This window comes from Lysinibacillus sp. Bpr_S20, assembly GCF_023337835.1.
Taxonomy (GTDB): Bacteria; Bacillota; Bacilli; order Bacillales_A; family Planococcaceae; genus Lysinibacillus.
In genome coordinates this window covers 745,796-768,459 of record NZ_JALNLQ010000001.1, presented here as the reverse complement: position 1 = coordinate 768,459, position 22,664 = coordinate 745,796, and the positions used below count along the sequence as shown (strand labels likewise).

The 22,664-nt window shown below is 37.7% G+C and carries 20 protein-coding genes and 1 riboswitch; of the genes, 4 read left to right on the top strand and 16 right to left on the bottom strand.

Annotation, left to right across the window (positions count from 1 at the left end; genetic code table 11):
• Positions 1–24 precede the first annotated feature (24 nt).
• Both MWJ95_RS03775 and MWJ95_RS03770 read left to right on the top strand, forming a co-directional pair.
• Complete coding sequence (locus MWJ95_RS03775; RefSeq protein WP_481817342.1) at positions 25–753, top strand: ABC transporter ATP-binding protein; 729 nt, start codon at positions 25–27, stop codon at positions 751–753.
• Positions 753–3,254 carry an ABC transporter permease gene (locus MWJ95_RS03770; protein WP_249104368.1) on the top strand — a complete coding sequence of 834 codons (2,502 nt, stop codon included), beginning with the start codon at positions 753–755 and terminating at the stop codon, positions 3,252–3,254. The genes MWJ95_RS03775 and MWJ95_RS03770 overlap by 1 nt, the downstream gene beginning before the upstream one ends.
• 181 nt (positions 3,255–3,435) lie before the next feature.
• On the opposite strand, the gene MWJ95_RS03765 is transcribed toward MWJ95_RS03770, so the two are convergent.
• From MWJ95_RS03765 to MWJ95_RS03730, 8 genes are all read right to left on the bottom strand, one after another.
• A complete protein-coding gene (locus tag MWJ95_RS03765; protein ID WP_249072371.1) occupies positions 3,436–3,960 on the bottom strand; it encodes a tubby C-terminal domain-like protein in 525 nt (174 codons plus the stop codon).
• A gap of 85 nt (positions 3,961–4,045) precedes the next feature.
• Positions 4,046–5,152, bottom strand: coding sequence for a DUF4179 domain-containing protein (locus tag MWJ95_RS03760; protein WP_249104367.1), 1,107 nt, complete (start codon positions 5,150–5,152; stop codon positions 4,046–4,048).
• Entirely contained in the window at positions 5,136–5,678 is a 543-nt protein-coding gene (locus MWJ95_RS03755) for a sigma-70 family RNA polymerase sigma factor (protein WP_249104365.1), read from the bottom strand. The genes MWJ95_RS03760 and MWJ95_RS03755 overlap by 17 nt, the downstream gene beginning before the upstream one ends.
• Before the next feature lie 289 nt (positions 5,679–5,967).
• Positions 5,968–6,684: a toast rack family protein gene (locus MWJ95_RS03750; RefSeq protein ID WP_249104361.1), complete on the bottom strand. Its 717-nt coding sequence runs from the start codon at positions 6,682–6,684 to the stop codon at positions 5,968–5,970.
• 175 nt (positions 6,685–6,859) lie between these two features.
• Complete coding sequence (locus tag MWJ95_RS03745) at positions 6,860–7,741, bottom strand: hypothetical protein (RefSeq protein WP_249072367.1); 882 nt, start codon at positions 7,739–7,741, stop codon at positions 6,860–6,862.
• Positions 7,725–8,258 (bottom strand): sigma-70 family RNA polymerase sigma factor, encoded by a 534-nt coding sequence (locus tag MWJ95_RS03740; RefSeq protein ID WP_249104359.1) that lies wholly within the window; start codon positions 8,256–8,258, stop codon positions 7,725–7,727. Before MWJ95_RS03740 ends, MWJ95_RS03745 begins: the two co-directional genes overlap by 17 nt.
• Before the next feature lie 91 nt (positions 8,259–8,349).
• On the bottom strand, positions 8,350–8,733 hold the full coding sequence (locus tag MWJ95_RS03735) for an SRPBCC family protein (RefSeq protein WP_249072365.1): 384 nt from the start codon (positions 8,731–8,733) through the stop codon (positions 8,350–8,352).
• A gap of 51 nt (positions 8,734–8,784) precedes the next feature.
• On the bottom strand, positions 8,785–9,984 hold the full coding sequence (locus tag MWJ95_RS03730; RefSeq protein WP_249104357.1) for an MFS transporter: 1,200 nt from the start codon (positions 9,982–9,984) through the stop codon (positions 8,785–8,787).
• Positions 9,985–10,111: 127 nt separating this feature from the next.
• On the opposite strand from MWJ95_RS03730, the gene MWJ95_RS03725 reads away from it, so the two are divergent.
• Complete coding sequence (locus MWJ95_RS03725) at positions 10,112–10,987, top strand: LysR family transcriptional regulator (RefSeq protein ID WP_249104356.1); 876 nt, start codon at positions 10,112–10,114, stop codon at positions 10,985–10,987.
• Between the two features lie 75 nt (positions 10,988–11,062).
• On the opposite strand, the gene MWJ95_RS03720 is transcribed toward MWJ95_RS03725, so the two are convergent.
• From MWJ95_RS03720 to MWJ95_RS03695, 6 genes are all read right to left on the bottom strand, one after another.
• The gene (locus MWJ95_RS03720; RefSeq protein WP_249104354.1) at positions 11,063–11,251 is read right to left on the bottom strand and encodes a hypothetical protein; all 189 of its coding nucleotides are present in this window, start codon (positions 11,249–11,251) and stop codon (positions 11,063–11,065) included.
• A gap of 13 nt (positions 11,252–11,264) precedes the next feature.
• Positions 11,265–12,266, bottom strand: a complete 1,002-nt coding sequence (locus MWJ95_RS03715; RefSeq protein WP_249104352.1) for a sensor histidine kinase — start codon at positions 12,264–12,266, stop codon at positions 11,265–11,267.
• Positions 12,263–12,934 carry a response regulator transcription factor gene (locus MWJ95_RS03710; protein WP_249104351.1) on the bottom strand — a complete coding sequence of 224 codons (672 nt, stop codon included), beginning with the start codon at positions 12,932–12,934 and terminating at the stop codon, positions 12,263–12,265. Before MWJ95_RS03710 ends, MWJ95_RS03715 begins: the two co-directional genes overlap by 4 nt.
• Positions 12,931–13,923, bottom strand: a complete 993-nt coding sequence (locus MWJ95_RS03705) for an alpha/beta fold hydrolase (protein ID WP_249104348.1) — start codon at positions 13,921–13,923, stop codon at positions 12,931–12,933. Before MWJ95_RS03705 ends, MWJ95_RS03710 begins: the two co-directional genes overlap by 4 nt.
• A 124-nt stretch (positions 13,924–14,047) precedes the next feature.
• Positions 14,048–15,859, bottom strand: coding sequence for an ABC transporter ATP-binding protein (locus tag MWJ95_RS03700; protein ID WP_249104346.1), 1,812 nt, complete (start codon positions 15,857–15,859; stop codon positions 14,048–14,050).
• Positions 15,856–17,589: an ABC transporter ATP-binding protein gene (locus MWJ95_RS03695; RefSeq protein WP_249104345.1), complete on the bottom strand. Its 1,734-nt coding sequence runs from the start codon at positions 17,587–17,589 to the stop codon at positions 15,856–15,858. Before MWJ95_RS03695 ends, MWJ95_RS03700 begins: the two co-directional genes overlap by 4 nt.
• Before the next feature lie 271 nt (positions 17,590–17,860).
• Here MWJ95_RS03695 and MWJ95_RS03690 point away from each other — a divergent pair, with 271 nt between their 5' ends.
• A complete protein-coding gene (locus tag MWJ95_RS03690; RefSeq protein WP_249104343.1) occupies positions 17,861–18,922 on the top strand; it encodes a tetratricopeptide repeat protein in 1,062 nt (353 codons plus the stop codon).
• A gap of 61 nt (positions 18,923–18,983) precedes the next feature.
• On the opposite strand, the gene MWJ95_RS03685 is transcribed toward MWJ95_RS03690, so the two are convergent.
• Positions 18,984–20,024 (bottom strand): ribonucleotide-diphosphate reductase subunit beta, encoded by a 1,041-nt coding sequence (locus MWJ95_RS03685; RefSeq protein ID WP_249072355.1) that lies wholly within the window; start codon positions 20,022–20,024, stop codon positions 18,984–18,986.
• Positions 20,025–20,036: 12 nt separating this feature from the next.
• Positions 20,037–22,250 carry a ribonucleoside-diphosphate reductase subunit alpha gene (locus MWJ95_RS03680; RefSeq protein WP_249072354.1) on the bottom strand — a complete coding sequence of 738 codons (2,214 nt, stop codon included), beginning with the start codon at positions 22,248–22,250 and terminating at the stop codon, positions 20,037–20,039.
• A 162-nt stretch (positions 22,251–22,412) separates the two neighbouring features.
• Positions 22,413–22,602: riboswitch (cobalamin riboswitch) on the bottom strand.
• Between the last annotated feature and the right edge of the window lie 62 nt (positions 22,603–22,664).

The window sequence follows — 22,664 nt, the reverse complement described above, 5'->3', positions numbered from 1 at the left end:
ACAGAAGTGTTACGCATCGAAGGGATGTCAAAAATCTTTCAACAAAAGCATCATACGGTCAATGCATTGAAAAATATCCATTGTACAATTTATCAAGGTGAAATGGTGGCCATTATGGGGACGAGCGGTTCTGGTAAAAGCACACTACTCAATATGATTAGCGCCATCGATGAACCGACTGAAGGGGCGTTATTCTTATTTGGAAAGGAAGCGCATGATATTTATCAAGAGCCAAAAGCATCGAAATTCCGCAAAGAGAATATCGGCTTTATCTTTCAATCCTTCCATTTGTTAAAGGATTTATCAGTTGAAGATAATATTGCGCTCCCCCTTATCCTCAATGATGTGCCAAGTAAAGAGATCAAAGAGCGTGTGCAGCAAATGATGGAAAAGCTAAATATTGCCGCCTGGGCAAAACATCGACCAAATGAACTTTCTGGTGGTCAAAAGCAACGAGTGGCTATAGCTCGCGCCATCATTGCAAATCCACCAATATTGCTGGCTGATGAGCCGACGGGTGCATTAGATGTGAATACGACAGATGAAATTTTAGAGCTGTTAGTAGTGTTGCAAAAAAATATGAATCAAACCATGTTACTCGTGACACATGATCCTTATGTGGCTACTTATGCAAATCGCGTATTATTCTTCCACGATGGTGCCATTGTGGATTCCTATCAAAATACGCAAACAGCTGAGGATCTAGATTGTATTTTAGCGAAGTTCAAGCTGATTACTAGAGGTGATGTGTAATGTTTAAGATGCGTACCATTGCGCTGAAGCTATTTCGTGCAGCATGGGCCAATGTCTTAACGAGTATTAGTATTATCACCATTTCCATTTGTCTTGTCATGACAATGAGTGTTTACATATGGAATGCCCATAGTCAAATGAAAGAAGAAATACAAGCATTATATGGCGATATGGATTTAATGGTCGGCTATAATCCCGAGCAACATAGGCTATTAACTACGGAGCAAATCAAAAATTTCGAGGAAATGCCTGGTGTTACAAACGTTTCGAGTGTGTCACTAGCTCAAACAACTGTTGAAAATGAGAAAAATACATCATTTTATACTGTTGGTGTTGAAAACGATGACTTAGTGAAAAGCCGCTATCATTTTAATATCGATCTTGGCCCGAACGAAGTTGTGATTGCTGAAAATGTGGCACGTCTTTTCCACAAAGAGGTCGGCGATACGCTAAACGTTACTTTCAATAAAACGGTTGGAGACTCTGTTGAAGCAAATACAGGTAGCTTTACAATACAAGAAATCCTTCCACCCCTTAAAGGTACAGATAGTCCTAATTTTATCCTTATGCAAAATAATGAGTTGAAAACTTGGATGGATAATAGTGATGCACAAACAGCCGGTATGTTTGCACTCATTAAAACAGAAGATAATCTGGCTTCAGCTGTTGGTTCAGATTTGAAACAACTTGATGAAACATTACGTGTAGATGTTATGAGTGACTATGATGAAATTAAGAGAAATTTACAAGCATTAATAATTTTTATAATTGTATTGTCATTCTTTATCTTACTTATTTCTAGTGTCTTACTTCTATCAACGTTCCAGCTATTATTTTACAAAATTAAAGAACAGCTTATGGTATTACGTGCACTTGGCGCATCCACTAAGCAAGTAAAACGCATAGTACAATTGCAATTATCTTTAATCATCAGCTTCGGTGTATTGCTAGGGACAGCAGTCAGTTTATTGGTGATAAAAAGTTGGCTACCTCAACTCATTAGCCTGATGAAAATGCCCGATGCAAAAACTGATTTACCGATGATCTTTGTATTGGTGATTGCTATTGGAAGCTTTTTATTGCTCCAGCTAATCACGCAGTGGCAAGTCCATAAAAGCTCTAGTCTATTACCTTTACAAATCGCAACTGAGAATGAAAATTTAAGTTTACGATGGGCAAAATGGAAAACGATTGTTGTGAGTGGGGTTGCAGTTATATCCCTATTTTTGTTTTTGAATGCTTATAAAGTCGGAAAGAATAGTGGGGAAGGTGCACTCATGATTTTAATCGGCACATTGCTTGTCAGTGGAATTTTCCTTTATATAATGCCATACCTCTTTACGGCACTATTCAAAATTTCATTGAAGCCCATTCGTACTGTACTCGGCAAAGAAGCATACTTAGCCTGTCAGCAGCTCATGCCACAGGTACGAAGAAATATGCCGATTATACTAAGCATTATCGGGTTAATGGTCATTTTAATATTCGGTAGCTCTTTATTTAAATCAGTTCAGGAAGGCACAAATAAGTATATTAATTTTCAATATGAAGCATCGATTAAAATTGAAAATGAATTAAATGATCCAACTATTACACCTGCTCTAGTTAAAGAAATTGAGACATTGCCGAGTGTGGACTATGCCTATGCACGAAGTAATGCACCTTGGATAACGCTTGCAGGCGAAAATGACTGGGACGGTAGTAACTTTGAGGCCATTGATGTCGAAAAATACGTCCAGTTAAAAAAGCTTGATGCTGTTAAAGGAGATTTAAAAAATGGAGTAATCATTACAGAAAGATTTGCTAAAAAACATCAATTAGCAGTTGGTGATCACATAACGGCAGGGATATTTAACGAAAGTCTTCAACAAAATGTGCCGATTGGTGAATTGCTCGTAATTGATATAGCTCTTGATTCTTATAAAGAATATATAGATTTATTTGTGGATTGGTCCTCTTTTACAGTATCTTCCGATTCAACTATCATTACTGACATCATGGTGGAAGCAGATGATACAGAGCAGGCATTGGCTGATCTCACATACTTACAAGAGCGGTGGCCAGCTTTAAAAATTACTGATAAAGAGACATTTATCAAGCAAAACGATGAAATGACCTTCCAACGCTGGAGCCTTTTTGTTGGTGTCTTTGTTATTTTAATTTCTGCTACTTGTCTCGGCGTATTACAAACACTGCTTCATTCCATTTACTCAAAACGTGCTGATTATGCGATTCAGCGGCTTATTGGTCTTTCACCGCGAGGATTAATCAAGCTGATTTTGACGCAAGTGTTATCCTTTGTACTTTATGGACTGGCTGTTGGGACATTTCTTGGACTTCTAGTAACAAAATTAATGTTCACGATTGACGAAGGATCTTATGACTTCGTAACATTAGGAGTTACGTGTATCGTATTTTTAGCCGCGACACTCATTGTCTTTACACTCCAAGGATACTGGATTAGCCGTAAGAAATTAGCGAATGAAATGATTGATATTTAAACATGAAAGCAGACCATCTTAAGTAGCAGAGGGTCTGCTTTTATTTTATCGAGTTATATTTTTGTTTTATCGCTCAACTTTTTCAGTTTATCGCCTAACTTTTTAGATTTATCGTCCAACTTTTTGGATTTATCACCCAACTTTCTCCGTTTATCGGATAGTTTTTCAGATTTATCGAAATCTACGCTCCTACAAACAAAACTGCTTGTCCGATCGCAATAAAAAAGGCTTCATGTTGTATTGGGCTGTTTTCCTCAATTTGTAGCGTAATCTCAAAATGTGTCTCACGAAAAATAGCCTGCCAGCGTGCAATCGGTTGATCATCTAGCGTAAATACAGACCAGTCTTCCATTTCTTTATTTAGTTTTATTTGTTGGACGCCATCCGTGATGATTAAGTCAGGGATCATAATTTGCCAGCCATCATAGGCAATCATATAGTCTTTTCCTGTGACGAAATCCTTCCCTTTAAAATGCACTCGCCCACGACGCGACATCTTCTTACATGTGAAAAGCGGCTGACCAACGCCATCACTGACATCAAAACGTACAAAATAGCGATAGTCCATCGTGCGGTCAAACGCCTTTTTCAATCCATTCGAATAAACACGCTGAACAGTAGATGATACTTCCCCTGCTTCATTTAAAATGGCGACTGACTCTGTTGACTCAATGGCCGCTGGTTGTTTGTATGTATAAATCTTCAATCCGTTCGCTCCTTCATTCAATCCTTCCTATAAACTAACATAAAATAAGCGCCAAATACAAAGGTTGTATTTGACGCTTGAATATTTATTTAGTTTGCTTAGGTACATCCACTGTGAATGGTTGGAACTTCACTTCTTTCACAGTTGGTTTCTTAAATGGAATTTTTGTTTCTACGCCGTTTGTATCAACTTGTACACCGCCTCCACCTGTTGGAATCACTAAATACGGTGTAATCATTAATTTTTGAACATCGTCTGAAATCGGGTCAAAGGATTTGGTACTACTAAAGTTCCAAACACCATTGTCGAAATGACCTTCTCCCCCACCAGAATGCGAAGTAATCTCCTTGCCATTCTGATCGGTCATACGGAACTCTATAAAGGATGCACCTACTTTCGGATTATCAATCGTCCCCTTTTCAGTAGCTTTATAATCAAGTGCAATACCTGATGGGCTTAACGAAATTTTGGATACATCCAGTTGAATGCCCTCTGCTTGTTGGTGATGATGTACAGGAACATCTATAATATTCGTAATCTTTTTAACAGGAACTGAAAATGCCCATTTTTCCCCTTCTTTCCCTTCTAACGTTAAGCCCACTTCAAAGGAGTCCGGCATGTCCTCCTTCACTTCAAATCTTGCGATGCCTGTACGGACCGTTGGACTTAAATCTTTTTCACCGTAGCCACCAGAGCTCACTTTAGGGTTTTTACCATTAATAGTAAAGTTCGGTCCTGCCCCGAAGTAATAATCACTTAATTTCTTTTCAGATTCAAATGTCAGTCCTACCGTTATAATAGACGCGTCATAAAGGACTTCATCTACTGTTACGGAAATACCGTTAATTGTATGCTTTTCTCCAATAGTGCTTGTTAACCCTTGTTCACTTGCCTGTTTTAAGCCAGGTAATTCCGAATTACTGAATACCGAACCAACGATTGGTAGTTGTGATAATGTGCTTGCGAATGTTGGCGACACATAGGCAGCGGAACCAATCATTATACTGAATGCGGCCGCGGCACTCGCTACATATAATAATGGTTTACGCTTGCTTTTTCTTTTCATTTGAATAGGGGCTTGCGTCATATTTATTTGCTCCTCTGCTTGTTGGATTCCTTTGGAAATTGCTGCTCTTACCTCATCTTTCGGGAATTCCGGAAGAGTACCTTTTACATTAAATGGCTTTTTCATTGAACGTTGCACTCCTTTCTAATTCTCGCTTTAATTGTTTTTTCCCACGATGCAAATACGTTTTAATCGTGCTAACTGGCTTTTCCATTACTTCTGATATTTCTTTAATCGGCAAATCTCGATAATAAAATAAAATGATAGCCATTTGCTGTGAATGATTCAAATTCTGAATAGCATCCGATAAATCAATTGGATTCGCCACAACATTTTCTTGCTCCTGTAAACGATTTAATAATTCACTTTCTTCATAAGGAATGATTTTCTGCCCCTTTTTTAGTAAACGGTAGCACTCATGTATTAAAATACGAAACAGCCATGTAGAAAAAAATTCAGGATGCTTTAGCTGATGAACGGTTAAATATGCTTTACACGCTGCTTCTTGAATTGCATCTAATGCATCCTCTTTTTGGCCAACATAAGAAAGCGCGGTATAAAATAATTTTTCTTCTTCTAGAATGAGCAGCTGCTCAAACGCTTCTTTACTCCCTGCAATTGCCTGTTTAACGATCGATAAGTCATGTTCCATGCCGTTCCTCCTTTCAATACTTAGAGTCAATAACTCTATCAAAAGGTTTCATTTTGATAAATTTTTTTAAACAAAGTTTTCTGGAGACAGTCAATCCGTCACTTCGGCTCTTCTATCGTGCATATTATTCGGTCTATCCACGAAATTAATTGTTCTATCCACAGTTTTGCATATTCTGTCCACGATTTTAATCGTCCTATCCACGACTTTGACCGATCTATCCGACTTCTATGTTTCTACTAAAAAAAAATGTAGACTACTCATCTCAAGTAGCCTACTAAATTTCCCTTTATTTATCCAATTTGAAGGTAATGTCGCCTACTCCGATTTCTGAGTTGACCTCTATTTTTACATCTGCTTTGTCATACGCTTCGTTTACATAAACCCCTTTGCCTTTAGAAATGAGGCCTTCTATATTGGATGAGCCGATACCTTTTTCTGTCGTAAGCTTTACCCCTACCTCTGATGGTAAAATGACCGTAGTTTGCCCGACACCTGTTTCAATATTCGTTTCGAAGCTTTTTTTCCAATCTCCACCTAAATTCACTTTAAGATCGCCAACACCCGTGTTAATATCTAAATTTTCTAGCTGCAAACCTTGTAAGTCTAACTCTGCATCCGAAGCGCCCGTTTCGATGGAGAGATCCATTGGAATATCTTCATTTAGTTTAATATCCCATATATTTTTTATTTTCCCCAAACGCACGCTAGTTGAGCCTTTATGGTCAATCGATACTTTACCTGTCTTGCCGCGTAAGTCATATTTTAATTTTGGAGCAAGTTTTTCAATATTATATTGAGCTGTACCTTCCACCCAATCCTTGGCACCTTTTTCTACTGTTATTTGTCCAATGCCAAGATTTAATTCAACATCTAACTTTTCTGCTTTATCCTTTTCGACTAGGATCGTTTCATCTTTGGTTTTACCTGGTATGACTGAGTTGCACCCCGATAGCGCAATTAATGAGGCACCTATAACCAAACCAAGTCCGATAAATTTTTTCAATGTAATTCCTCCCACTATATAATATTCCAATAAATTCATTATATAGGAATTTTCATTTATAAAAACGACCCTCCGCTTTAAATCCGTCTAAGACCTAAGACTTAGTGAGAACTCCTTCCATGGAAATGTCAAAAATGAACCCGTATGAAAACATCATATTCATACGGGGTAGCTGTTAATAGGTGAAAATACGTGACTCATTATAGAGAATAGAAGTCTTTCCTTCATGATCCATTGCATGTATCAGCATTTGAGAAGTAGCTATTTCTGATTTTAGAGGCACTGCTATTAATTGCGCATCATTCGAATCAACTGCTTTCTCAATACGCTCGGCCCCAGTGTCTATTATTAATTTTTCAATGTTATGATTTTCAACTAATGGTATAACAATATGGTGGATGTCTTTCAAATAAATTGCATTCATGGTATCTAATTTGCTCTGTATAAATTGATCCATTACATAGCCTTTTCCATCATGCTTAAAGATTAAAATGCCTCGAAAAGAATCCTTTGAAAAATAACCAATTCTATACTGACGAATCGTCATTGTATCATTCATTTTTACATCATCAGGGAATGGTATCCACTTTATAACATTTTGAATTTCTGCTTCATTTTGTACATAAACGCGATAGCCGATTCGTTCAGACATATTCCCTAAAATAGCAATTATAATGACAATACATAGTAGTACGCGCCAAAACCAATTTTTCAAAAATGCTACTATCGCAAAAATAAATAAGAACAGAGAACTCACTAATCCTGCTACCATCCATGGTCGTGTTAAGTTGCTATAGTCTTTCACCCTTCCCGACTTTTCTGGATAGAAATTTGAATCGATAACCGTCGATGTTGTTGATTGGATATCATGTTGGAAAAGCATCATCTTTAAGCCAATGATCAGACAAGCTGATACAACTACTGTTAAGATAACTGGCACTATTGGCGTTTGCTTCTTCGTTTTTTGATTGATTTTTTGAAATGTTATTACATGATTTTCATGAGAGAATTTGCCTTCCTTATACATTTCGTTGATGGCATTACGAATCTGATCCATATTCGAACCCCTCCTCCAATAGCGTGATGCCGACCATTTGACGCGCTCGTCTTAAACGTGTTTTCACCGTATTTGTTGGCAGCTTTAGCACTTCTGCAACGTCCTTTAAGGAAAACTCTGCAAAATGAAATAGCAATAGTACATCTTTATATTTCGTTGGAAGTTTTTCAATTGCTGCCACTAGCAATGCATCCGTCTCTCCCATCAATACTTCCTCTTCAGGATTATCGGATAGGCTCTTTAATTTGCTCCAATAGTCAATCACTTGTATTTTTTTATAGCGCCAGCTTGAAAGATAACTATGGCATTTATTGATCGCAATTCGATATAAATAAGTTTTGACGGATGCTTCTTCACGAAATTGCTCCATTTTTTCATAGTATTTAACAAATGTGTCTTGGACCAGATCCTCAGCCACTGTCCAATCTTGTACATATGTATAGCAAACTCGTAATAAATAATCTCCATACATTGTCATAACACTAGATAAGTGAGCGTCTTTCTGTTCTTTTAACATTTTGCTCGCCCCCACTAAAGCATTTACAGTTAGACTGATGAACAACGAAAAAGTTTCATGAAAAAATCAATTTCTTCATGAAACTTATATATTAAAGGATATCACTCTCCACTAAAGCTTTTAAGTTAGCGAGAGAAGCCTCGTAGCCGCTCGAATTAAATGTAACCACGGTGCCATTTTGTTCTTCCTCTAAGACAATAGCGATGAGTGTTTCTTCAATACCTAAGTAAAACGAAAACTCTCGATTCGGCGTTACATTTTTTATCGTTAACACCATCGGCAATTTTTCTACAAGCTGATTATGATCATTCGGTAGTAACGTGAAAATGACCTCCGCTCCTGCCTCTAATTTTGGAATTTCCCAAGTTGAATCAAGGGCGTACCATTGCATCAGCAGCTGTTCCTCGGTGACAGCTCGCCAAACTGTCGCAATACTTGCATCAATCCAAACCGAACTTTTTTCTTGATCCATCATCGCATTCCTCCGTTTGCTGAAATCATACATCCCAAACGATTTTATCCTAATTTAGGAAATAAAACAAAATTTACCTTTTGTAAACTTATATAGATTTATTGCACCCAGCGCTACAAAGGCTGCCACAATGTCCATCGCCAATTGATAGCTTGAAAATGCCGTTACCATAAGTCCAAATAACGAAGGGGCAATGACGATAAATAGTTGATTCAACGTCAAGGCAGCACTCACAGTTAGACCGATATAATTTGGGTTCGATTGCTCTGTTACACAGGCGATAAACAATGAATACCAGCCAAGTGCTACAAAGCCTAATAAGAAACAACATAACAGCATTAACATTTTTGCTTGTAGCATAAATGGTACTAGGACAGTCAGAACTACTGCGCAAACCATGACGATTATTAATAAAAATTCTCGCTTGTGCGCAAAAAATTGATCACTCATCCAAGCAATGGCTACCCTGCCAATCATCCCACCGATTAATACAAGGCTTAAATACTGCCCTGCCTGTGTTAAAGAATATCCCCCTTCTTCATGTAAATAACTCATGAAATGGGCAACGAGTATCATTTGTAAGGACATCATAACGATTCCTACAATATAGATTGGATATAAATCCTTATTATTTTTAATTGCTACTAGCTTCTCTTTAAAAGTAACGGAGGTTGCAGATACTTTTCCGCGAATTCTAGGCTCCCGATACATAAGTAAGAAAAGCAATCCGCCAGCAATAGCTACGATGCCCTGCATAAAATGCACCGATGCTAGGCTGTAATGATGATACATATATGTGAGAATTACTGATGCTAGTGCCCCACCAATGGGGATCCCTGTTTGTCGAATGCCAATCGCCAACCCGCGATGTTTGTCCGGAAACCATTTCACAATTGCGGTGCTTCCACCCGTTTGTGCACTTCCGTACCATACACCGACGATGAATAATAAAAATAACAATACTGCATAATTATTTACTAACATGAGGAGTAAAGCGGAGAGTCCCAGCAAAATGGAGCCCCATCCGATAATTTGCTTTTCCCCTTTTTTATCCATTAAATAGCCGAACAGTATCATCGAGAATATGGGTCCAATATTAACGGCCGAAACGATAAACCCTGTTTGTAACGGTGATAAATTCCATTCAATTTGATAAAATGTAGCAATGGGTCCCATGCCGTACGTCACGAAAGTTGCCGCGGTTTGAGACAGTGTAGCTACTAATACGATGATCCATTTATAATATGTATTCATAAACATTCCTCCAATGTTCTTACACATTCCTATTACGTATTTGAGTTTACGCTTGCTTTATGACTGCGTAAAATGGAGGAAAATGATAGTAGCTATCAAAAATTTTTATAGGTGTGTGAAAAACAACATGAACATAGAAGAAATAACATTAAAAATCGAAATTTTGGAGAGGCAAAACCTTAGTAAATCCGCTGAAATGACGAATTATACGCAATCTGCCTTAACTTCTAAAGTGAAAAAAATGGAGGCTGAAATTGGTCAGGAAGTGTTTAAACGTACACCGCAAGGCTTAAAGATCACAGATGTTGGGACTCGCTATTTAAAATTTTTAAAGCTCATTACACAAGAGTATGATGAATTTTTACAAGAAATTGGTCTAGCACAAACGAATAAAAAAATTAACTTCGGCTCTTCCCATACAACAATTAAAATTTATGGCGCATCCATTATGAATGCCTTACAGACAAATAATATACCATTAGATGTAGATTTCACGGTGGAATCCAGCACTTCCTTAAATGAAAAAGTACATAATGCTGCAATGGATTGTGCTCTGACAAGTAATCCTATTAAACACTACCCTGATTTAAATTATGACATGATTACAACCGAAACATTTGAAGTGATATCGAATAATTCACATATTATTAATTTCAACGAATGTTCACCTATTACACTACTTGTGTTAAGTAGAGGCTGTATGTATACTCGGGCGATGGCGGAGTGGTTAAAAAAGAATCAAGTGCCCTTTACGATGAAGGAAATAAAATCGGTAAGTAGTATCCTTGATTTTCTACAAATAGACAACACGATAGCTGTGTTAAATACGAAACTAATTGATCTTTATAACTATGCCAACATTTACTATTATGATTTGCAGCAGCTAAATAAAGAAATAGAAACTGTATATATTTATAAGAAAAGCGAAAGTCAACAATCTCCTATTGTTCAATTAAAACAAGTAATTGAATCATTGCTGGAAGACCCTATCGATCAAAGCTAGTTTGATTGATAGGGTCTAGATTAATTTATCGGAACAATTTCGAGATTTATCGGAACAATTTTAGAATTTGTCGCCCTAATTTTTAATTTTATCGCCTAACTTTTTTAATTTATCACCCAACTTTTTAGATTTATCGACCAACTTTTTTAATTTATCACCTAACTTTTTAGATTTATCGACCAACTTTAATTTATCACCTAACTTTTTAAATTTATCGACCAACTTTTTTAATTTATCACCTAACTTTTTAAATTTATCGACCAACTTTTTTAATTTATCACCTAACTAGCTTATTTAAAGAAAAATTAACTTTAGTTCCTTCTTCATTTGAATGGAGGGAATAGTTTACTTGAAGAATTCTAGCGATATCCTCAATTATCTTCAACCCCAGACCTTGTCCGCTGAGATTTGGTTTAAAGCCAGTACCATCGTCAGTCATGAAAACCTTATTATCTTTAATCGTGATCTCAAGCTTTGTAGCTTTTGAATGTTTCAAGGTGTTCTGGAATACATTATCGAACATTCGTTGTAGCCATAGTTCATTACTTGTCCACGTTACAGGACTATCCTCCTGATGATAGATTAATTCAATGTTTTGCATTCGATATAGATAGCTCCACTTTTTGATCATCATTTCAAATAATATCGTGAGTTGCACTTCTTCCTGTACAATATAAGAATTCTCCAACGTATCTAAGGATTGCCAATTCAATTCATTCGTTAAGCTAGCGATGTATTGAATTTGCTCATTCAAGGACTCTACCAATTTTGGTTGATCCTTAAAGCTATCTTCTAAATAAAATAATTGTAAACGCATCGCTGTTAATGGAGTATTAATGTCGTGCCTTAGCTTTTGTAGTAGTTCTTTTTGCAGCTTCTGCTGTTGTTGAAGCTCTAATTCCCGATAAGTAGTTCGCTCAATTAGTAAATTCACCGACTGAATTAACTGCCCAATTTCATCTTCACTGCCGACCTCTAATGTACTCGGTGTACTTTCATTACTCGCTAAGTCACGAATTGTTTTGTTGAGCATATTTATTTTCGTCAGTAATGAATTGATCGATTTCGAAAATAAATATGCTAGCAAACATAAGGAAAGGAAGAATACAATCAGCATCGTTGGATAGGCGAAAGATTCATGGAATGGAGTGCCTTTATTTCTAGTTTTAAAAGCGAATTCGTACACAATAGACATCGACACACTGATCCCTAACAGGACAATTGGAACACTGATGATGGCCGTAAATAATAATAATCGATATTTTGTTTTTAAAGTCATTTCTTTATGTAGGTATTTAATCGATACCCTTCTCCGTAAATATTTTGTAGGATAGTACCCGATGGATCATTGATTTTCGTTCGGATCTTTTTGATGTGAACATTGATGATATTTTGATTGCGATCTTCAAGTGGCCATAAATAGTCAAAAAAATGATCTTTCGATAAGACCCTATCCTTGTTGTCAAATAAATAAAAGAAGATTTTACGTTCGATCGCAGTTAATGCTATTTCATCATGTATATTATTTTTAAATAATTTACGATGCTCTGCATCAATCAATAGATGCTGAATTTGCGTGAATGTTCCATATTGCTGCTCGAGCATTTTCTTTATTCTTAGAAGAAGCTCTCTTGGATCAAATGGTTTTGTCATATAGTCCTCCCCAACTGTTAACCCTTGCAGCTTGCTCTCAATATCAGCGCGAGCAGATAAAAAAATAATGGGAATATTTAAGCCTAGACTTTTAATGTTCTTTGTCAGCTGATAGCCATCTTCCCCTGGGAGCATAATGTCCATTATAACTAAATCGATTTGATGGACGATTGTCATCATGTCTCGTCCATCTGTTTTCCATACAACGTCATAGCCTTCGCGTTGTAGTATTTTTTGCATCAAATCACCAATCATTGGGTCGTCTTCTACTATTAAAATCGTAAATCCTTTCATTCCCTCGACCTTTCCTTGTTGTCAACTTTAGTCTTCATAAAATCTATAGCAAGCCTATAAATCTCCTCTGGTTTATATAAATAGATACTATGCGTACCACTTAACTCTTTCACATCCGCAATGTTAATTTGTTCGGCAAATTCCGCATATTTCTGGCTATGATACTTCGTAAATTTCGAATCTTTATTTTGTTCAGCAATAGCATCTATTAATAAAATAGGTGTGTCTTTTGGTTTTGGAAGCTCTTCTGATTTTATACTATTTTCGTACACTTGTAGTAGCTCATTTTTCATATCATCATTAAAAATTTGTTTATAGGATAATGCTTTATAAATTTCTTTTTCTTTCTCAGATAAAAATGATTGTTTGATTACTTGTTGATTGTACACTTCCGAAGGGGCTAAGCGATGTATGCCCAATTTTGTTAGCAAATTCATTCCTTTAACAGTCCATAAATCGACTGCTCCCATTTTATGTTCCGCATATTGACTGGGCAAACCTATATCAAGCGCAATTATCCCCTTAATTTCTTTAGGATATTTTTGTGCCCAATAAATCGCTTCAACACCTGAAATAGAGTGTGGTACTAATATATAAGGAGGTTTATTGCCACTTTTCAGGAGCGCCTCTCTCGTCTGTGCTAATACTGTATCCATATCTCGTTCGTCTTTTGAAACATCGCTATAGCCATACCCCGCTCTTTCAACAACAGCAATCTTATGTCCTTGAGAAAATTGACTATACAACCCTTTCATTTCATAAATGGGGGCCGCAACCCCTGAGCCTGCCATAAACACATAAGTATCCTGACCATCCCCCTCCGTGTAAACATTGATTTTTTGATGATCGACCTCAACAAGTGTTCCATTAGTATCTAAAAGTTTGGATTCCTTACTAAGCTGATATCGATGATAGCTGAATATCGCCACTAGTCCAATAAGTATAACTGCAATAAAGTAGATAACTATTTTCTTAAATATTTTTTTCATAAAATTCCCCTCTCAGTTGATAATGAAAACGATAAACAATAAAAATAAATTTCTAATTAATTTTTTGTAGAAAAAAAACTGCCTAATAAGTATTTAAAATACTTACTAGACAGCCTTCTATATGTTATTCCGCTTGTTCCAGCAAAAGTTTTTGCTGCAGGTTACTATAAATGCCTTGTTTTTGCATGAGCTGCTGGTGATTTCCTTGCTCCACAATTTTACCTTGTTGAATCACAAGAATTTGGTCAGCGTTTTCGATTGTTTTTAGACGATGTGCAATAACAAAGCTTGTGCGCCCATGCATTAAATGCTGGAGCCCCTTTTGAATATCAACTTCTGTTTGCGTATCTACACTCGATGTAGCTTCGTCTAAAATTAAAATGTCTGAATTTTCAAGAATTTCCCGGGCAATTGCCAGCAATTGTCGCTGACCTTGACTTAAGTTTGCCCCACCTACCTGCACAGGTGTATCATATTGCGCTGGTAAATGTTTAATAAAATTATGAGCATTCGCGATTTTCGCCGCTTCTTCCACCTCTTCATCTGTAGCATCAAGTTTGCCGAAACGAATATTTTCACGAATCGTCCCAGAGAATAAATACGTATCTTGTAAGACGACACCCACTCTTTGACGAATTGTGGCCATTTTATAATCCTCGATAGGATGACCATCAATCAAAATTTCTCCAGCATCAACATCATAAAAACGAGTTAACAAATTGATAATCGTTGTTTTCCCTGATCCCGTTGGACCAACAAGAGCAATGGTTTCACCCTTCTTGGCTTGGAAACTAATATTTTTCAATACTGGCTTCTCTGGCAAATAGCTAAAGGAAACATTTTTAAATGTCACATCCCCTTTCAGACGTTGGCAATCAATGGCATGCTTTTTATCAGCTGATTCCGATGGTTCATCTAATATTTCAAAGACTCGTTCTGCACCTGCAATCGCCGACTGGAAGGTATTCAAAAGATTTGATAGTTGATTCAATGGACGGAAAAATTGACGAGTATACGTGACAAATGCGGCAATAACCCCTACTGACACGATCCCTTTTACCGCCAAAAACGCCCCTGTGCCAATGACAACAGTTAAACCTAAGTTATTCATAAAATTATTAATGGGACCTAGAAGACCTGAGGTAATTTCTGCTCGTTGTGCCGAGTTTCGAAGATTTTCGTTGTGCTTATGGAACGTCTCAATCGTTTGCTGTTCTGTCCCAAAAAGCGTCACAACCTCTGCTCCCGTAATCATTTCCTCAATATAACCGTTCAGCTTTCCTAAATCCCGTTGACGGGCCGCATAGTTTTTACTACTACGCTTAACAATTTGCTTCGTCGTAAAAACAATTAATGGAATAATGATTAGCGTCACGATTGCTAGCTGCCAACTTAGTGAGAACATAGCAATACTCACACCGATTACCGTTAAAATTGACGATACAATTTGTGTCACACTTTGTGCAAGTGCCGTATTTAAATTATCGATATCATTTGTTACACGGCTCATTAAATCACCGAGTGCTCGCTGATCGAAAAATTTCAGCCTTAACATTTGTAGCTTCTTAAAAAGTTCAAGTCGTAATGTGCGAATTGTTTTCATCGCTACATGAATCATGACATATGTTTGTAGCCATGTAAAAATAGATGCTGCTGTATAGATAACCCCTAAAACAATTCCTAGCCGAATTGTACCAGCAACGTCCTTTTTCATAATGTATTCATCAACGATATGTCCGATTAAGTACGGTCCTGCTAAGCTTAAAAATGTAGAAGCTATGACAAAGACTATAGAGAAATATAGCCCTGTTTTTTGTTGTTTCACATATTGCCAAACACGATTGATCGTGGCTTTTTGATTTCTAGCCTTTTCAGCTGGCCCAGCCATACGTGGTCCGCGTCCAAAATTCATTTGCTTTGGTTGACTTTGACTCATTGGTGTACACCAGCCTTTTGCTGTGAAGCGTAAATTGCTTGGTAGAATTCATTATTCTGTAATAATTGTTGATGTGTGCCTTGTCCAACAATTTCGCCGTCACCCAATACTAGAATCAGGTCTGCCTGTTGAATAGAAGCGATTTTAGACGCTACGATAAATGTCGTTGTGTCATTATATTGATGACTAATTGCTTGTTGGACATGTTTTTCAGAGGCGCTATCCAGAGCTGATGTTGTGTCATCCAGCACTAAAATGGCAGGCTGTCTTACGAGTGCACGTGTTAATGCTAGTCGCTGCTTTTGACCGCCCGAAAGATTGGTTGCCCCCTGCGAAAGTTCATGCGCTAAACCTTTATCCAGTCGGCCCACAAATTCAGTGGCACATGCTGCCTCAAGAGCTTGCTGTAATTCTACAGACGTTGCATCCTCCTTACCAAGACGGATATTTTGGTCAATTGCGCCCGAGAACAGTAATGCTTTTTGTGATGTATAACCAATATGTTTGCGTAAAGTGGATAATGCATAATCCTTTAGAGGCTTGCCATCTATGTAGATTTCTCCACATGTTGGATCAAATAAACGTGGTAATAGCTTCACTAGCGTTGATTTCCCACTACCTGTTTTTCCGATCAGACCTACCGTTTGCCCCGGTTTCACGGAAAACGTAATGTTTTTCAGCACATCCTCTGCCGATTCGTAATAACGATAGCTCACATTTTGAAAGTCAATCGCTCCTTGTATTGGTGCGGTAAGTGCATTTTCCGCTTCCTTGACCGCTACTTCTTTATTTAAGACATCTACGATACGCTCCCCTGAAGGAATAGCACGCGCAATTTGCATCAGCACCATACTAGAAGTCATCAATCCATTTAGGATAATCGTTAAATAGTTAATAAAAGCGAGAATGACCCCAACCTTTAATGTACCAGCTTCTACTTTAATGGCGCCTAGCCAAAGAGCTGCTACAATCCCTAGATTGACAACAAACATCGTAAACGGCACAAGCACACCAACAATTTGCTCGGCTGTAATAAAACGCTTCGTCAACGTATCATTAAGCCCACTAAATTGTTCAATCTGTTGCGTTTCACGACGGAACGCCTTCACAACACGAATCCCTGCTAAATTTTCCTGAAGCTTCGTATTCACACCATCAATTGCTTCCTGCACTCGTCGATACAATACACCAGAATACTTTGTGAAAAAGTACATCGCAATAATCAATAGCGGTACAATAATAAGAAGTATAGAAAATAGCTCACGTGCTGTCACAAAAACAATAATTACGGCCCCAATAAATAATAAAGGACCACGTACAAAAATACGCAATGTCATCATAAACGCGCGCTGAACACTTTCCACATCACTCGTTAAAATCGTAATAAGCTTCCCTGTTGTAAAAGCGTCACGTTCCTTTGCAGAATAAGTCATCATTTTTTCATAAAGTGACTGACGCACATCCGATGCAAAATGAATGGCTGCCTTTGAACTATAATAGGAACAGCCTATCCCACCAACAAGTCCGAATACCGCACTCATTAGCATCCAGACGAACATTTTCAGCACATACGGATTGTCACCATTCGCAATCCCCGTATCGATCATATGCTGCATAATAGTCGGCTGTAGTAAATCCATCGTCACCTCGAGTACCATTAATAGTGGTGCTATCAAGGTAAAAAATTTATAGGGTCCTAAATACCCTCCTAACTGTTTAATTGCCTGCATTCTTTCGTCTCCGTTCTTTTCGTTCACATCTTAATTATAACTGAAAATCATTCTCAAGTGGTAATTAATTTTTCGCGTCTCGTAATATTCGGGAAACGTTTAATTATGTAAATGAACTTCTGGCTAAAAAAGGGTTTTTTAAACCCTTTTTCCAGTATAATGATTATAGGTAATAATTAGCTCATCATAACTTGAGATTGTATACCATTCCGACTGAGCATTTCCTAAGGGCTGTCCAACCCTTAAATTAAAGCAGAGACGAGGATGATTCATGGAAAACACTATACATAGTGCATTACATCTACGAAGACAAGGGAAACTACAAGAATCGAAAGAAATGTTTTTGACATTATTATCAATTGATCCACTCAATCCTTCTCTCCACTATCAATGTGCACGAAGCTTTGATATTTTAGCTGAAGAAACAAAGGCAATGCCATTTTATGAGCAAGCGATTGAATTGGGCTTAACTGATTGCGAACTAGAGGATGCATTCATCAAATTAGGAAGCATTTATCGAACGCACGAACGCTTTTTAGAGGCGAAAAAGCTATACCAAGAAGCAATGCGTAAATTTCCTAAAAAAGAACAAATGAAAATATTTTACGCGATGGCATTATATAACTTAGGAGACCATGCTGATGCAATGGGTTTCTTAATTGGCAACCTCGCTTTTACGACAACTAATCAAGATATATTAAAGCACTATCGAACAATTACTTATTTAGGTAGTCGATTAGATTCTAGTAGCGATGAAATTATCACAATTGATAAAAATCAGCCATTACAGCCTACTACAAAATCTATCGTAGAAAAAGTAACAGAGGGTCTTAAAGGTTTTGGTATTGGAGGTTTTTATACTAGTAGTGGTTTTGAGTATGATGAATATTATCGCTTTTTTAATGATCGAGATTTAGAAACACGGAGATGTGCTCTTGCAGCTTTTACAGTAATGCTCGGTGCATGGCATGCTCTTAGTGGCTTTACTTTTATTCCACAGCACGACCGAAAATATTTACGTGGATATAATCCAAATGAACCATTTCATGAATTGAATAATTACATCGAAGCCATCGTTACTCATCATCAACAAATAAAACAAGATTTCCCTGTGATGTTTGAATATATTATTGATTTTTTAATTTCTATTGAAGTAGAAAGAAAAGTACCTTACGAAAAATGGTTTCCCGAATTAGATGCTCAACTCGTTCAACGATTAAGAGATGAAGTATTACTTCCCAATAAATCACTTTTAGACAACCCTACTGAATACAAATACTTTTTAAGGGAAGCTGGTATTCCACCATTTTTCGAAGACGATTTTTTTGAATAACTAGAGAAAAGCCATGTTAGCATGAATCACGCTAACATGGCTGTTTTGACTCTAAAGTTTGTTACAAATCATCAAACCCGTTATCTTCTACATTGACCTTCACATATTGGCGAGAACGTTGCTCGAAGAAATCTGTTTTTCCTAAGTCAACATCCTCATACGCTTTCACCCATTTCAATGGATTTTTGCGATAGCCTTCAAACGGGCGCTCCACGCCAAGCTGATTACAGCGTACGTTCGCATAGAAATGTACATAATCATGCACATCTTCCACATCGAGGCCATCAACTTTATCGCCAATCACTTCATTGGCCCAATCGACTTCTAGCTGAACGGCTTCACGGAAAATCTCTTGTACACGAGCTGCTCGTTCAGGTGTATCGTATTGAGGATATTCCTCTAATAGCTCCTGATAAATCTTCACAAATAAATCCACATGTAGCTGCTCATCGCGATTAATATAATTTATCATCGTTGACGTTGCGACCATTTTTTGATTGCGTGCTAAATGATAGAAGAACGCGAAGCCCGAATAGAAGAATAGACCTTCCAAAATAACATCATAAACAATCGCTTCTAACATATTTTCAACAGTTGGTTCCTCTGAAAATGCGCGGTAGCCTTTAATTACGAAGTCATTACGTCGCTCTAACACTGGCTCTGTACGCCAAAAGTCAAACGTACGATCCTGCTCATCTTTGTTCACAATACTTGATAACACATAAGAATAAGAGTGATTATGAATAACCTCTTGTTGCGCTAAAATAATCATTAATGCATTTAGGCTTGAATCTGTTAAATAATCCGCTACTTTCCCTGCAAAATCGGTTTGCACACTGTCCAATAATGCTAATAAGCCAATGATTTTTAAAAAGGATTCCTGTTCATCTGGCGATAGCCCAGAGAACTGCTTCACGTCATTGCTCATATTAATTTCAAATGGTGTCCAGAAGTTGCCCAGCATTTTTTTATACTTAGGATAAGCCCAGCTAAAACGTACATCATCCCAGTTTAAAATGTTAGAAGAGCGCCCGTTCACAATGCCTGTTGAACGGTTTGGCGCTTCCTTATCCATAATTTGTCGTTTTGTAATTGTTGTCATTGTTATTTCCTCCTAGCTAGCGCAAGACTCACATTCTAGCAATTCTACAGATGTTGAGCGTACATAATACGTCGTTTTCACACCGCTCGCCCATGCATTCATATGCAATGCCAGTAAATCTTTCGCCTTAATCGTATTTTGAACGTATAAATTAAGTGAAATGCCCTGGTCGATATGACGTGCTCGTGCAGCATTTTGCTTGATAGTCCAATTTTGATCGATGAAATAAGCAGATTTATAATACCAAGTCGTTACTGGTGATAAATCTGGTACTGTTACTGGAATTTTGTAATCCTTCTTCTCCTCTGAATAACTCTTTTGGAAGATAGGATCAATCGTAGCCGTACTGCCCGCTAAAATTGATGTTGATGAGTTCGGTGCAACTGCCATAACATAGCCGTTACGCATTCCTTTATCTGCAACCGCAGCGCGTAGCTCATTCCATTCCTGACTGTCATAGCCTCGTTTGTCAAAATACGCACCAGTATGCCAATCCGAGCCTTCAAATAATGGGTAAGCCCCTTTTTCACATGCCAGATTGTTAGAAGCACGAATCGTTAAATACGCAATTTCCTCATATAGCTTGTCCGCAAATTCTACAGCGTCCTCAGACTCCCATTGAATTTCTTTCAACGCTAATAAATGGTGCCAGCCAAATGTGCCAAGTCCAATTCCACGATAGCGTAAGTTCGTACGCTCTGCTTGTTTGACCGGAATTGTATTGAGTGCAATCACGTTATCTAACATACGTACTTGAATCGGGATCAATCGTTCTAAAACACCAGCTGGTACAGCTCTGCCTAAATTGATTGATGATAAGTTACATACAACGAAATCACCAGGTTTGCGACGTGTTACGATGACATCATCTTCAAGGGTAATAGACTCGAATTCTGTAGCTGACATATTTTGAAAAATTTCTGTGCACAGGTTCGAGCTGTAAACCATCCCTTCATGCTTATTCGGATTCATGCGGTTTACTTCATCTCGATAGAACATAAACGGCACACCTGTTTCAAGCTGTGAGCGCATAATACGCTTCATAATATCAATGGCTGGTACAACTTCACGACTTAACAATGGATTCGCGATACATTCTGCGTATTTTGTACGGAAAGAACCATCACCCTTTTTCTCATCATAGAAATCCTCTAGTGAATAGCCCATCACTTCTCGTACTTCATGTGGGTCAAATAAATGCCATTCCCCGCGCGCTTCAACCGTTTCCATAAATAAATCTGGTAAGCACAGCCCTGTGAAAATATCATGGGCACGCAAACGCTCATCCCCATTGTTTAAACGTAAATCTAAAAACGTAAAGACGTCTTTATGCCAAACATCTAAATAAACTGCAATAGCTCCTTGTCGTTGACCTAGCTGATCCACTGAAACCGCCGTATTGTTAAGCTGTTTAATCCATGGTAAAACGCCACTAGATGCACCTTTAAAGCCTTTAATAGATGAGCCTCGGCTACGAATTTTGCCCATATAAACACCTATACCACCGCCGTACTTAGATAGAGTTGCGACATCAGTATTCGTGTCATAAATACTTTGTAAACTATCATCTACTGTATCGATAAAGCAACTTGATAGCTGTCCATGTGTTTTACCTGCATTCGATAATGTCGGTGTGGCAACAGTCATATATAGATTACTCATCGCCCAATAAGACTCTCGTACTTTTTCTAAACGATTTTCTGTTTCATCCTGCATAAGTGTCATCGCAATGACCATCCATCGTTCTTGTGGTAGTTCCACTGGAGTTTTCGTATAATCACGGACTACATAGCGGTCCATTAATGTTTTTAAACCAATATACGTAAACAATTCATCTCGACTTGATTCTAAATAAGCAGCAAGTTCCTGAAGCTCCTGCTCACTATATTTTGTTGTTAAACTTTCATGATACAAACCAGCTTCTGTATAGTGTGCTAAATGTTGCGGAAAAACCTTATAAACATCCTTTACTGAAACGCCGCGGCGCATTGCAAATTGGTCATATAATTTTTCTAAATAAATTTGAGCAGCGACAAATGTCCAGTATGGCTCCTCCTCATCAATTAGGCTAAGCGTTTGTAAAATCATCGCATCTGCCCATGCTTCAAACGTGGCATTGTCGTTTTTTCGTAGCCATCGATCCGATAATCTTACAAAACTTTCGAGTTCATCCTCCGTGTAACTTTTCTTGAGCTTAGCTAATTGCTGTTCGATTTGAATTGTCATGTATACATTCTCTCCCTTTCTTTCTCCAGCAACACAAAAAGCGATCACGCAACATCTATCGGTTACGTGATCGCTGTAAAATCGGAAATGGAAATGAAGGACATGCACACAAAGAAGTGAACAAATCTCTCGCCTCCACTTCTCAATCCCCGAAGAATGTGTTGCTGTCTTGAACGACTCGGCAGGTCTCCTGGCTCGTGCTTCTTCCAAATGATGGCCTTCCCATTGTTCACAGTGGCCTATTCATCATTTGTCAGCACTTACAGTTGCGGGGACAGCTTCGGCTTAAGAGCTGACTCTTTTTCCGAATTCCCATTTAAACCATATTGGTACCGCTCGTCCAAAATACTATATATTGTGTTTTAATTCCTAAACAAATCTAACATATTGTGTTTGTTGTTGCAATAGGTGTTT

What these genes read in the sequence shown, in the direction of transcription:
- MWJ95_RS03775 (WP_481817342.1), top strand. Translation starts at nt 25, where the DNA reads ATGTCAAAAATCTTTCAACAAAAGCATCATACGGTCAATGCATTGAAA.
- MWJ95_RS03770 (WP_249104368.1), top strand. Translation starts at nt 753, where the DNA reads ATGTTTAAGATGCGTACCATTGCGCTGAAGCTATTTCGTGCAGCATGG.
- MWJ95_RS03760 (WP_249104367.1), bottom strand. Translation starts at nt 5,152, where the DNA reads ATGAAAAAGCCATTTAATGTAAAAGGTACTCTTCCGGAATTCCCGAAA.
- MWJ95_RS03755 (WP_249104365.1), bottom strand. Translation starts at nt 5,678, where the DNA reads ATGGAACATGACTTATCGATCGTTAAACAGGCAATTGCAGGGAGTAAA.
- MWJ95_RS03745 (WP_249072367.1), bottom strand. Translation starts at nt 7,741, where the DNA reads ATGGATCAGATTCGTAATGCCATCAACGAAATGTATAAGGAAGGCAAA.
- MWJ95_RS03740 (WP_249104359.1), bottom strand. Translation starts at nt 8,258, where the DNA reads ATGTTAAAAGAACAGAAAGACGCTCACTTATCTAGTGTTATGACAATG.
- MWJ95_RS03735 (WP_249072365.1), bottom strand. Translation starts at nt 8,733, where the DNA reads ATGATGGATCAAGAAAAAAGTTCGGTTTGGATTGATGCAAGTATTGCG.
- MWJ95_RS03730 (WP_249104357.1), bottom strand. Translation starts at nt 9,984, where the DNA reads ATGAATACATATTATAAATGGATCATCGTATTAGTAGCTACACTGTCT.
- MWJ95_RS03725 (WP_249104356.1), top strand. Translation starts at nt 10,112, where the DNA reads ATGAACATAGAAGAAATAACATTAAAAATCGAAATTTTGGAGAGGCAA.
- MWJ95_RS03715 (WP_249104352.1), bottom strand. Translation starts at nt 12,266, where the DNA reads ATGACTTTAAAAACAAAATATCGATTATTATTATTTACGGCCATCATC.
- MWJ95_RS03710 (WP_249104351.1), bottom strand. Translation starts at nt 12,934, where the DNA reads ATGAAAGGATTTACGATTTTAATAGTAGAAGACGACCCAATGATTGGT.
- MWJ95_RS03705 (WP_249104348.1), bottom strand. Translation starts at nt 13,923, where the DNA reads ATGAAAAAAATATTTAAGAAAATAGTTATCTACTTTATTGCAGTTATA.
- MWJ95_RS03700 (WP_249104346.1), bottom strand. Translation starts at nt 15,859, where the DNA reads ATGAGTCAAAGTCAACCAAAGCAAATGAATTTTGGACGCGGACCACGT.
- MWJ95_RS03695 (WP_249104345.1), bottom strand. Translation starts at nt 17,589, where the DNA reads ATGCAGGCAATTAAACAGTTAGGAGGGTATTTAGGACCCTATAAATTT.
- MWJ95_RS03690 (WP_249104343.1), top strand. Translation starts at nt 17,861, where the DNA reads ATGGAAAACACTATACATAGTGCATTACATCTACGAAGACAAGGGAAA.
- MWJ95_RS03685 (WP_249072355.1), bottom strand. Translation starts at nt 20,024, where the DNA reads ATGACAACAATTACAAAACGACAAATTATGGATAAGGAAGCGCCAAAC.
- MWJ95_RS03680 (WP_249072354.1), bottom strand. Translation starts at nt 22,250, where the DNA reads ATGACAATTCAAATCGAACAGCAATTAGCTAAGCTCAAGAAAAGTTAC.